Consider the following 9,868-nt stretch of genomic DNA (forward strand, 5'->3'; position numbering starts at 1 on the left):
GCCCGAGATCAGCTCGGCGGTTCCCCGCTGTAGTCACCGAAGCTCCACAAGTTGCCCTCCGGGTCGCGGACGGTGAACTCGCGGGCCCCGTAATCGGTGTCGCGCAGGGGCTGCACCACCTCGGCCTGGTGTTGCAGCACGCGTTCGTACAACCGGTCTGGGTCGCTGGTGACGACGTAGCCGCCCGCAGTGCCCGGTTCGCGGCACCACACCTTGCCGGGCTTGTGACTGCCGAGCATGATGCCGCCGCAGCCTTCGGGCCAGACCAGCTCGGCGTGTTCGATGGTGCCGCCGTCGACGCCGTGTCGGGCCGTCACGACGAAGCCGAACGTCTCGACGTAGTAGTCGATGAGCCCCGGCGCGTCATGCGCTTGCAGTGTCAACCAAACAGTCGGATTCGAAGTTGTCATGGCACCACTCTGAGCGCACCGGGTGGCCACCGTCTTGAATGTTCCGGAACTCCTCGGACAGCCAGATCCCCGGCGGCACCCCGGCGAACCGCACGAACTCGCGGGTCAGGTGCGCCTGATCGGCGTAGCCGGCGTCACCGGCAATACCGGCGAGGTCGACCCGCCGGCGTCGGCGCGCCGCATCCGCCATCCGGGCGGTGGCGTATTCGAAGCGCATCAGCAGCGCGACGGTCTTCGGGGTGCGGCCCACCTCGCGGTTAAACAGCGTGGTCAGATGCCGTTGGCTCAGCCCGACCCGCTGGGCGATCGCGGTGACCGAAGCCCGCCCCCGGCTGCGCTCGAGAAGATGCCAAGCGTAGGCGACCTCGGGCCGCACGGCGCTGGGGCGCCCGCGGCTGCCCGTCGTCAAGTAGTCGGCCAGCAAGGCGAACGCCTGCGACCAGTGGCGGGTGTCGGCGACCCGCTCATGCAGTTGTTGCGCGCCGCGGCCGAGCATCGGCAGCGCGTCGAAGTCGGTCACACTCAGCTCCGCGGCCGGCACGCCGAACACCGACCGCGCGGCCAACGGATGCAGGGCGACCTGGATGCCCGCTTGGCCGCGACGCTGGCGCACGTGGCTGGCCTGCAGGTGCAGGCCGCCGAGAATGACCGGATGCGGCCGGGCCGCCGGCAGGGCCTCCGCGGTGTCGGCGGCCTCCACGCCGTCGTCCAGGCTGACGATGAAGGTCAAGGTCGACGAGGGCAGCCCCCGGTGCACCGTGTCGGGGACGTCGAGCGCGCGGTAGCCCACCATCGACGTCACGCCCGGCGCGGAGCGCGGCGGAGCCACCACGAAATCCCAGATCTGCGGCGCGGCATCAGCGGCCATGGCGCCCACCGTAGCGCCGTAACCCGGCCCTTGACGGCTCATCCCACCCGATGCAGAATCCTACACACTGTAGGAAATCTGAAAGGCGGACGAAGTGAGCACCCTGCGCCAATGGCTGTCCCTGCCCGATGCCGAGCCCGCCGAGGATTACGGATTCTTCGGCCCCGACTCGGTGACCTGGAAGGTGTGGAGCTACCCGACCTCACTGTCGATCGGTTTCCAGCGCGCCGTGGTCATCGAGGAGCTCGACCCCGGGCTGGTCGCCTCCGTCGACCACACCCAGGCGATCTACGACCGGCCGCGGACCCGCTACGACCGCACCCTGCGCTATTTCGCGATGGTGGCCTTCGGCGAAAGCCGCACCACCGTCGAGGCCGCCGACATGCTGGTGCGGATCCACTCCAAGGCCATCGGCGTCGACCCGGTCACCGGTGCGCACTACGACGCCAACGACCCCGCCGCCCAGCTGTGGATCCATCTCACCGCCTGGCACTCGATCCTGTACGCCTATGAGAAGTACGGGCCCGGCCCGCTCTCGGCCGACGAGGAAGCGGCCTACTGGGCCGACTGCGCCAAGGCGGCCGAGTTGCAGACCCTCGACCCGGCCGACGTGCCGCGCACCCGGGAAGGCATCCGCGCGTACTTCGAGCAGATGCGCCCGCAGCTGATCAACTCCGACATCGCCCGGCGCGCGATGGCCCACCTGCTGCACGCCGAGGTGATCCTGCCGCCGTCGCTGCCGCGGTTGCTGTGGCCGGCCACGCTGGTCATCACCGCGTTCCTGCGCCGCGGCACGCTGGCGACCATGCCGCGCTGGATGCGCCGGCTGGGCGGGGTGGGCACCTCGCGGCTGCTCGACGCGCTGATCGTGCCCCCGCTCAGTGCCGCGTTCACCTTGCTGAGCCTGAGCCCGCGCGTGCAGTTGATGCTGCTGCGGCTGATCTCACCGATGACGCTGCCGATCGGCACCCGGGTGCTGCGTTCGATCCGGCCGCTCGACCCGGTCACCACGACACCGCGCGAGGCCCAACAGCGTTTCGGCTACGCCGTGCCGGCGCAGGCCCACCTGGACTTCCGGGCCAAGCAGGCCAACCGGGTCTTCGGTGAAGGGTTGGCACCCAGCGATGAGGGGCTCATCGAGTCCCAGCCGATCCTGGGAAGCATCCGATGACCGGCGAGCTGCAGCAGCTGCTGGACCGCCGGCTGAGCATCCGCCAGCTGTTCTACCTGGCCGTCCTGGGATGGGTGCTGCTCGGCGTCTACCTGGTGATTGGAGTGTTCTGGGCCGGCAGCCATTACCAGCACCTGGGCGAGGTCCGCGGCGCCGACAAGGTGTTCTCCGTTCTCGGCGAGATCGTCGCCTGGCCGGTACTGATCATCGCCGATATCCAACTACGCTGAACCGGTGCCGGAACCCGCCGCCAACCGGTCCCGCGCCGAGCATCTCGGTCCACAGCGCCGTCGCCCGCAGGTGCTCGACGCCGCCTTGCAGATCGCGGCGGACCACGGCGTCGCGGGGGTGACCATGGCGGCCATCGCCGAGCGCATCGGGGTCACCCGCCCGGTGGTGTACGCCTGTTACGACGGCCGCGGCGAGGTGCTGGCCGCACTGCTCGACCGGGAGACCGAGCTGATGCTCACCAGCCTGCTCGCCGAGTTGCCGCCGCAGCGGGCCGGCAGTGTCGAGGACCGGTTCGTCGCGGGCTTCTGCGCGTTCCTGTCCACCGTGCGTGAGCGCCCGGCGTCGTGGCGGATCATCTTCACCGCCGACCAGGACCCGGTGCTGGCGGCCGCCGTCGTCTCGGGCCGGGCCCGGCTCACCGAGCGGGTCGCCACGGTGATGCGGCCGCTGCTGAAACAGCGCGCACAGTCCGAGCGCACGCTGGCCGCGCTCACCGAGGTGTTCCTGGCCATCGGTGAAGCCGCCGCCCGCATGTTGCTCGATGCCGAGCAGCAGTGGACGCCCGAAAGCCTGGCCGAGATCGTCGGCCGCGCCGCCTACCGGACGTTTGCGATCTAGGCGGTATGCCAGAATGTTGCGCAGTCACCCGGGTGAATGTGAGGAGTCGAAGTGGCCAGTACCGAAGTGGAGCGCCATGGTGTTGACACCGCCGAGGTGCCGTCCGCGGCGTGGGGCTGGAGCGCGATCAATTACCGCACCTGGCACATCGTCGGCCTGGGCATCGTCGGGTTCCTGCTGCTGATGCTGCGGGGCAACCACATCGGCCACGTCGAAGACTATTTCCTGCTCGGGTTCGCCGCGCTGTCGCTGTTCGTCGTGGCGCGCGACATCATCGGCCGCAAGCGCGGCTGGCTGCGCTGAACCCCACTACTGGCTGTCGGCCGCCAACTGGCCACAGGCGGCTGCGATCTCGCGGCCCCGGGTGTCGCGCACGGTGCATTCCACGCCCTGGGCCCGCACCCGCCGGACGAACTCCCGCTCCACCGGTTTGGGACTGGCGTCCCAGTCACTGCCGGGTGTCGGATTGAGCGGAATCAGGTTGACGTGCACCAACTGGCCGAGCGCCTGGTGCAGCTTGCGGCCCAAGAGGTCCGCGCGCCAGGGCTGGTCGTTGACGTCGCGGATCAACGCATATTCCACCGACACCCGCCGGCCGGTGACATCGGCGTAGTAGCGGGCGGCGTCGAGCGCTTCGGCGACCTTCCAGCGATTGTTGACCGGCACCAGGGTGTCGCGGAGCTCGTCATCGGGGGTGTGCAGCGACAGCGCCAGCGTCACGCCCAGACCCTCATCGGCGAGCTTGCGGATCGCCGGGGCCAGCCCGACCGTCGACACCGTCACCGATCGCGTCGAGATGCCGAACCCGTTGGGTGGCGGCGCGGTGATCCGGCGGACGGCGGCCACCACCCGGGCGTAATTGGCCAGCGGCTCCCCCATGCCCATGAACACGATGTTGGAGAGCCGACCGTGATCACGATCCCGTAGTTCGACGGCGGCGGCGCGGACCTGCTCGAGGATCTCGGCGGTGGACAGATTGCGGGTGAGCCCGGCCTGGCCGGTCGCGCAGAACGGGCAGGCCATGCCGCAGCCGGCCTGCGAGGAGATGCAGACGGTGTTGCGGCGCGGGTAGCGCATCAGCACCGACTCGAACTTGGTGTGGTCATGGGCGCGCCACAGCGTCTTGCGCGTCTCGCCGGCGTCGCATTCGATCTCGCTCGCGGCGGTCAACAGGGTGGGAAACAGCGCGTCGGCCACCGCGGAGCGCACCGCGGCCGGCAGGTCGGTCATCTGCTGCGGGTCGGCGTTCAACCGGCCGTAATAGTGGTTCGCCAGCTGGTTGGCCCGAAACGCCGGCAGGTCCAGTTCGGCGACGGCGGCGGCGCGGCCGATCGGGTCGAGGTCGGCGAGGTGCCGCGGCGGCAGGGCGCGTCGCGGTGCGGTGAATACCAGCTGTGGCTTCATGATCCGTTTCAGTATGCCCGCGGCTCAGGGCAGGACGGTCAGCACGATCCAGGTCACCACGGCCGCGGGCAGCAGCGCGTCGAGCCGGTCCATGATCCCGCCGTGGCCCGGCAGCAGCCGGCCCATGTCCTTGATGCCCAGGTCGCGTTTGACCTGCGACTCGATGAGGTCGCCGAAGACCCCGGTGAACACCAGCAGCAGCCCCAGCGGCAGCCCCACCCACCACGGCCGGCCGAGGAACACCGTCACCGCGAACACCGCCGCGGCCACACCGAGCACCAGCGATCCGGCGAAACCCTCCCAGGACTTCTTCGGGCTGATCGCCGGCGCCATCGGATGCTTGCCGAACAGCACACCGACGGCGTAGCCGCCGATGTCGGAGAAGACCACCGGGAACAGCAGGCACAGCACCCGGCCCGGACCGTCGTCGCGGAAGACCAGCAGGGCCGCGAAGCTCATGCACAGCGGCACCCAGACCGCGATCAGGATCATCGCCGACATGTCCCGCAGGTAGTTGACCGGGGCGTGGTGCAGCCCTTGGTCGACCAGCCGCCACATCATGGCGACCACGACGGTGGCACCGAACGCGCCGAGCACTCCGCGGGCTCCGAACGGCAGCGACAGCCACAGCATCGCCTGGCCGCCGAGCGCCAGCGGCAGGAACGGCACGTCGTAGCCGACTTCCCGCAGCCGCCGGGTGATCTCGTGGGTGGCGATCGGAGTGGCCACCGCCAGGATCAGCACCCAGAAGCGCGGGGCGAACAGCAGCGTGTAGACCAGCAGCCCGCCGAGCACCGCCCCCACGACGATCGCGGCGGGGAGATTGCGTCCCGCCCGCGACTGCTTGTGACCGGTATCTGCACCGGTGTCGTTGTCTGTCACGGGTTTTGACTGCTGACGGCCGTTAGACCTCCAGCAACTCGCCTTCTTTGTGCTTGACCAGTTCGTCGATCTGGCTCACGTACTGCTGGGTGGAGCGGTCCAGGTCCTTCTCGGCCCGGCCGACCTCATCCTCGCCGGCGTCGCCGTCCTTGCGGATGCGGTGCAGCTCCTCCATCGCCTTGCGGCGGATGTTGCGCACCGAGACCTTGGCGTCCTCACCCTTGGCCTTGGCCTGCTTGACCAGCTCCTTGCGCCGTTCCTCGGTGAGCTGCGGCACCGAGACCCGGATCAGCGAACCGTCGTTGCTGGGGTTCAGGCCCAGATCGGAGTTGCGGATCGCGGTCTCGATGGCGCCCAGCTGGGACGCCTCGTAGGGCTTGATCACCACCAGCCGTGCCTCGGGGACGTTGATGCTGCACAGCTGGGTGATCGGGGTGGGCGACCCGTAGTAGTCGATGACGATCCGGGAGAACATTCCCGGGTTGGCCCGGCCGGTGCGAATGGTCGCCAGGTCGTCGCGAGCCACCGCCACGGCCTTCTCCATCTTCTCTTCGGCATCGAAGAGCGCCTCGTCAATCATCTGTGCCGTCCTCTCCCCCGCAAGCGGGTGGTACCCCACTTCTCAGGTGGTGACCAGTGTTCCGATCTTCTCACCCGCGACCGCCCGCGCGATATTTCCGTCCGTCAGCAGGTTGAACACCAGGATCGGCATGCCATTGTCCATACAAAGGCTGAACGCGGTGGCGTCGGCCACCCGCAGCCCGCGGTCGATGACCTCGCGGTGACTGATCGCGGTCAGCAGTTCGGCATCGGGGTTGACCCGCGGATCCTCGGTGAACACCCCGTCGACGGCCTTGGCCATCAGCACCACCTCGGCACCGATCTCCAGCGCTCGCTGGGCGGCGGTGGTGTCGGTGGAGAAGTACGGCAGCCCCATGCCGGCACCGAAGATCACCACCCGCCCCTTCTCCAGGTGCCGCTGGGCGCGCAGCGGAATGTAGGGCTCGGCGACCTGCCCCATGGTGATCGCGGTCTGCACCCGGGTGTCGATGCCTTCTTTTTCCAAGAAGTCTTGTAGCGCAAGGCTGTTCATCACGGTGCCGAGCATGCCCATATAGTCCGAGCGCATCCGCTCCATGCCGCGCTGCTGCAGCTGCGCGCCGCGGAAGAAGTTGCCGCCGCCGATGACAACCGCGACCTGCACGCCGTCGCGGACCACTTCGGCGATCTGGCGGGCGACCTGGGCGACGACGTCGGGGTCAAGCCCGACCTGCCCGCCGCCGAACATCTCCCCACCGAGTTTGAGCAGCACCCGGGAGTAATGGGGGCGGCCGGTCGGTGAGACCCGGTCGGTACTCGTCGGCTCCGTCATCAGGCTCCTCGGGCTCCGCGCATGACAGCGCCATCGCGGAAATCGGTCGCGACGGCACCTGTCATCCTGCCCTACCGGGCCGGTCAAAGGGTGCCCGGGGTCGAGACCCAGACCGCGCAACATCACAACAGATGAAAAATTTTTCAATTGATGGCTTTCTGCTGCTATGGTGGGCCCGTGCCGAACTCGCTGCACCAGGTGAAGGCCGAATTCTTCAAGACGCTGGGTCACCCGACCCGGATCCGGGTACTGGAGCTACTCGCCGAACGCGATCGAACCGTCGGCGAGCTGCTTCCCGAGATCGGCGTGGAGGCGTCCAACCTGTCCCAGCAGCTGGCCGTGCTTCGGCGCGCGGGCGTGGTGATGGCGACCAAGGAGGGCAACACAGTGGTCTACTCCATCGCCTCACCGGTGATCACCGAACTGCTCGCGGTGGCGCGCAAGGCGCTGACCGGACTGCTGGCCGATCAGATCGCGATTCTCGACGATCTACGGGCCGGCCGATGAGCTGGCTCTCGCGGATCCGGAGGCTCGGCCGGATCACCGAACCGGCCGGTGCTCGTCCTCCGGCCCAGCCACCCGGCGGGCTGGCCGGCTCGGTGCAGGTCCGCCATGTCGACGCCGGATCGTGCAACGGCTGCGAAATCGAGATCGCCGGGGCCTTCGGCCCGGTGTATGACGCCGAACGGTTCGGCGCCCGGCTTGTCGCGTCCCCCCGGCACGCCGACGCACTGCTGGTCACCGGGGTGGTCACCCGCAATATGGCCGAACCGCTGCGCAACACCGTCGGGGCCACGCCGAAGCCGCGGCGGGTCATCGCCTGCGGTGACTGCGCGCTGAACCGCGGGGTGTTCGCGCAGGCCTACGGAACGGTAGGCGCTGTCGGTGAGATCGTGCCGGTGGACGTCGAGATTCCCGGCTGCCCGCCCACTCCCGACCAGATCGTCGCCGCGCTCCGGTCGGTGACCGGAAGGTGACTGAGCCCCACCCCATGCGTCGCAACGCGGTTGGCCCGTTGCTCAGTGGTGCGACGACGATCGGAGTGGGCGCCGCCGGAGTCGGTGTCGGGTTGACCGGCGTGTTCGGTGCCGTGCCGGCGGTCCGGATCGGCTGGCTGCTTCCGCTGGCCGGCGTGCAGCTGCGGGTGGAGCCGGTCGGCGGCTTTTTCATGGTGCTGACCGGCGCGGTGGCGGTGGCGGCCGGCCTGTATTGGATCGGCTACTGCCGTCGCGAGCGGTTCGGTGCCATTCCGCTGACGGCGCTGCCGGTGTTCGTCGGCACGCTGCTGGCCGTCCCGGCGGCCGGATCGGTGACCACGTTCCTGTTCGCCTGGGAGCTGATGGCGCTGACGTCGCTGGTGTTGGTGCTCACCGATGCGCAGCGCAGCGAAGTGCGCTCGGCCGCGCTGATTTACGCGGTCATGACACAGCTGGGCTTCGTGACGCTGCTGTTGGGGATGGTCATCCTGGCGGCGGCCGCCGGTGACGACTTCAGCGGAATCGGCACGGTGCCCGACGGCGTGCGCCACACCGTATTCGTGTTGACCCTGATCGGTTTCGGCTCCAAGGCCGGGCTGCTGCCGTTGCACGCCTGGCTGCCGCGGGCGCACCCGGAGGCGCCGAGCCCGGTCTCGGCGCTGCTCAGCGCCGCCATGGTCAATCTCGGTGTCTACGGCATCATCCGCATCGACCTGCAGCTGTTGGGGCCCGGTCCGCGCTGGTGGGCGTTGGTGCTGCTGATCGCCGGTGGCGCGTCGGCGGTGTACGGGGTGTTGCAGGCCTCGGTGGCCACCGATCTCAAACGGCTGCTTGCCTATTCGACGACGGAGAACATCGGGCTGATCACCCTGGCGTTGGGCGCCGCGATGTTGCTGGCGGGTGCCGGATCACGGCCGGCCGCGGCGGTGGCACTCACCGCGGCGCTGCTGCACCTGATCGCCCACAGTGCGTTCAAAAGCCTCGGGTTCTTCGCGGCCGGATCCGTGCTGACCGCGACCGGCCTGCGCGACCTGGACCGGCTCGGCGGCCTGGCCCGCCGGATGCCGGTCACCACCGCGCTGTTCGGGGTGGCCGCGCTCGGCGCCGCCGGATTGCCGTTGGGCGCGGGCTTCGTCAGCGAATGGCTGCTGCTGCAGTCATTGATGCACGCCCGGCCCGGCCATGACGCCACCATCGCGCTGGTGACGCCGCTGGCGGTCGCGGCGGTGGCGCTGACCGCCGGACTGGGGGTGGCCGCGATGGTCAAGGCGTTCGGGATCGGATTCCTGGCCCGCCCGCGCACCGACGCCGCTGCGTCGGCGCGGGAATCCCCCGTCACGATGATCGCGGCGATGGCGCTGCCCGCGGCCGCCTGTGTGGTGCTGGCCGTCGCCCCCGGTGCGGTGGCTCCGATGCTGAACCGGGTGCTCGACGCGCTGACGTTCACCGACGCCCCGACGCTCGGGGCGTTCCTGCAGCTGCCCGGCTTGCACGGTTCCATCGCCCCGGGCGTGCTGGCCACCACCCTGGCCGCCGCCGTCCTACTGGTGTCGATCGGCGCCCGGTGGCGCTCGCGGCATCGTCCCGACCCGGCCACCGTGCCGCTGTGGGCGTGCGGCGCCGACGATCTGACCCCGCGCATGCAATACACCGCGACGTCCTTCGCCCAACCCCTGCAGCAGGTCTTCGACGACGTGCTGCGCTTCGAGACCGGTGTCGAGGTGAGCGGCCCGGCAGCGCCGACCTATGTGGTCGACCGGATCGCCTATCGAGCGCGGTCCGCCGACGTCATCGAGGACCGCTGGTATGCCCCGGTACTGAAGGCCGTCGCCGCGGCCGCGCAGCTGGTCCGGCGCGCCCACACCGGCAGCGTGCACCTGTACCTGGCCTACGGCGCGCTGGGCGTGCTGATCGCCCTGCTGGTGGCGCGATGAC

13 protein-coding genes are annotated in these 9,868 nt (G+C 69.5%); 7 read left to right on the forward strand and 6 right to left on the reverse strand.

Going from position 1 to position 9,868, the window contains the following annotated elements; genetic code table 11:
- Nucleotides 1-8 precede the first annotated feature (8 nt).
- Both A5694_RS19670 and A5694_RS19675 read right to left on the reverse strand, forming a co-directional pair.
- Entirely contained in the window at nt 9-383 is a 375-nt protein-coding gene (locus A5694_RS19670) for a VOC family protein (RefSeq protein ID WP_234786428.1), read from the reverse strand.
- Complete coding sequence (locus tag A5694_RS19675; RefSeq protein ID WP_064924050.1) at nt 364-1,203, reverse strand: AraC family transcriptional regulator; 840 nt, start codon at nt 1,201-1,203, stop codon at nt 364-366. Before A5694_RS19675 ends, A5694_RS19670 begins: the two co-directional genes overlap by 20 nt.
- Before the next feature lie 169 nt (nt 1,204-1,372).
- On the opposite strand from A5694_RS19675, the gene A5694_RS19680 reads away from it, so the two are divergent.
- From A5694_RS19680 to A5694_RS19695, 4 genes are read left to right on the forward strand one after another with little or no spacing between them, the layout of a single operon-like run.
- Nucleotides 1,373-2,449: an oxygenase MpaB family protein gene (locus tag A5694_RS19680; RefSeq protein WP_064923992.1), complete on the forward strand. Its 1,077-nt coding sequence runs from the start codon at nt 1,373-1,375 to the stop codon at nt 2,447-2,449.
- Complete coding sequence (locus A5694_RS19685; protein ID WP_064923993.1) at nt 2,446-2,679, forward strand: hypothetical protein; 234 nt, start codon at nt 2,446-2,448, stop codon at nt 2,677-2,679. The genes A5694_RS19680 and A5694_RS19685 overlap by 4 nt, the downstream gene beginning before the upstream one ends.
- A gap of 4 nt (nt 2,680-2,683) precedes the next feature.
- Nucleotides 2,684-3,298, forward strand: coding sequence for a TetR/AcrR family transcriptional regulator (locus tag A5694_RS19690; protein WP_064923994.1), 615 nt, complete (start codon nt 2,684-2,686; stop codon nt 3,296-3,298).
- A 51-nt stretch (nt 3,299-3,349) separates the two neighbouring features.
- A complete protein-coding gene (locus tag A5694_RS19695) occupies nt 3,350-3,601 on the forward strand; it encodes a DUF2631 domain-containing protein (protein ID WP_064923995.1) in 252 nt (83 codons plus the stop codon).
- Between the two features lie 6 nt (nt 3,602-3,607).
- Here the strand turns inward: A5694_RS19695 and rlmN are convergent, their stop codons facing one another.
- Genes rlmN through pyrH form a run of 4 tightly spaced genes read right to left on the reverse strand, consistent with a single transcriptional unit; the run spans nt 3,608 to nt 6,956 of the window.
- Nucleotides 3,608-4,702: a 23S rRNA (adenine(2503)-C(2))-methyltransferase RlmN gene (rlmN, locus tag A5694_RS19700; protein ID WP_064923996.1), complete on the reverse strand. Its 1,095-nt coding sequence runs from the start codon at nt 4,700-4,702 to the stop codon at nt 3,608-3,610.
- Nucleotides 4,703-4,726: 24 nt separating this feature from the next.
- Nucleotides 4,727-5,584 (reverse strand): phosphatidate cytidylyltransferase, encoded by an 858-nt coding sequence (locus tag A5694_RS19705; protein WP_064923997.1) that lies wholly within the window; start codon nt 5,582-5,584, stop codon nt 4,727-4,729.
- A gap of 22 nt (nt 5,585-5,606) precedes the next feature.
- On the reverse strand, nt 5,607-6,164 hold the full coding sequence (gene frr, locus A5694_RS19710) for a ribosome recycling factor (RefSeq protein ID WP_064923998.1): 558 nt from the start codon (nt 6,162-6,164) through the stop codon (nt 5,607-5,609).
- A gap of 42 nt (nt 6,165-6,206) precedes the next feature.
- Nucleotides 6,207-6,956: a UMP kinase gene (gene pyrH, locus A5694_RS19715; protein ID WP_064923999.1), complete on the reverse strand. Its 750-nt coding sequence runs from the start codon at nt 6,954-6,956 to the stop codon at nt 6,207-6,209.
- A 177-nt stretch (nt 6,957-7,133) separates the two neighbouring features.
- Here pyrH and A5694_RS19720 point away from each other — a divergent pair, with 177 nt between their 5' ends.
- Genes A5694_RS19720 through A5694_RS19730 form a run of 3 tightly spaced genes read left to right on the forward strand, consistent with a single transcriptional unit; the run spans nt 7,134 to nt 9,867 of the window.
- Nucleotides 7,134-7,463: an ArsR/SmtB family transcription factor gene (locus A5694_RS19720; RefSeq protein WP_109535768.1), complete on the forward strand. Its 330-nt coding sequence runs from the start codon at nt 7,134-7,136 to the stop codon at nt 7,461-7,463.
- Nucleotides 7,460-7,933 carry an NADH-quinone oxidoreductase subunit B family protein gene (locus A5694_RS19725; RefSeq protein WP_064924001.1) on the forward strand — a complete coding sequence of 158 codons (474 nt, stop codon included), beginning with the start codon at nt 7,460-7,462 and terminating at the stop codon, nt 7,931-7,933. Before A5694_RS19720 ends, A5694_RS19725 begins: the two co-directional genes overlap by 4 nt.
- Before the next feature lie 14 nt (nt 7,934-7,947).
- On the forward strand, nt 7,948-9,867 hold the full coding sequence (locus A5694_RS19730; RefSeq protein WP_064924002.1) for a proton-conducting transporter membrane subunit: 1,920 nt from the start codon (nt 7,948-7,950) through the stop codon (nt 9,865-9,867).
- Nucleotide 9,868 lies beyond the last annotated feature (1 nt).

The organism is Mycolicibacter sinensis (assembly GCF_001667945.1).
Classification (GTDB): domain Bacteria; phylum Actinomycetota; class Actinomycetes; order Mycobacteriales; family Mycobacteriaceae; genus Mycobacterium; species Mycobacterium sinense_B.

Coding starts and splice junctions, on each gene's coding strand:
- A5694_RS19675 (WP_064924050.1), bottom strand. CDS start 1,203: ATGGTGGGCTACCGCGCGCTCGACGTCCCCGACACGGTGCACCGGGGG.
- A5694_RS19685 (WP_064923993.1), top strand. CDS start 2,446: ATGACCGGCGAGCTGCAGCAGCTGCTGGACCGCCGGCTGAGCATCCGC.
- rlmN (WP_064923996.1), bottom strand. CDS start 4,702: ATGAAGCCACAGCTGGTATTCACCGCACCGCGACGCGCCCTGCCGCCG.
- frr (WP_064923998.1), bottom strand. CDS start 6,164: ATGATTGACGAGGCGCTCTTCGATGCCGAAGAGAAGATGGAGAAGGCC.
- pyrH (WP_064923999.1), bottom strand. CDS start 6,956: ATGACGGAGCCGACGAGTACCGACCGGGTCTCACCGACCGGCCGCCCC.
- A5694_RS19725 (WP_064924001.1), top strand. CDS start 7,460: ATGAGCTGGCTCTCGCGGATCCGGAGGCTCGGCCGGATCACCGAACCG.
- A5694_RS19730 (WP_064924002.1), top strand. CDS start 7,948: ATGCGTCGCAACGCGGTTGGCCCGTTGCTCAGTGGTGCGACGACGATC.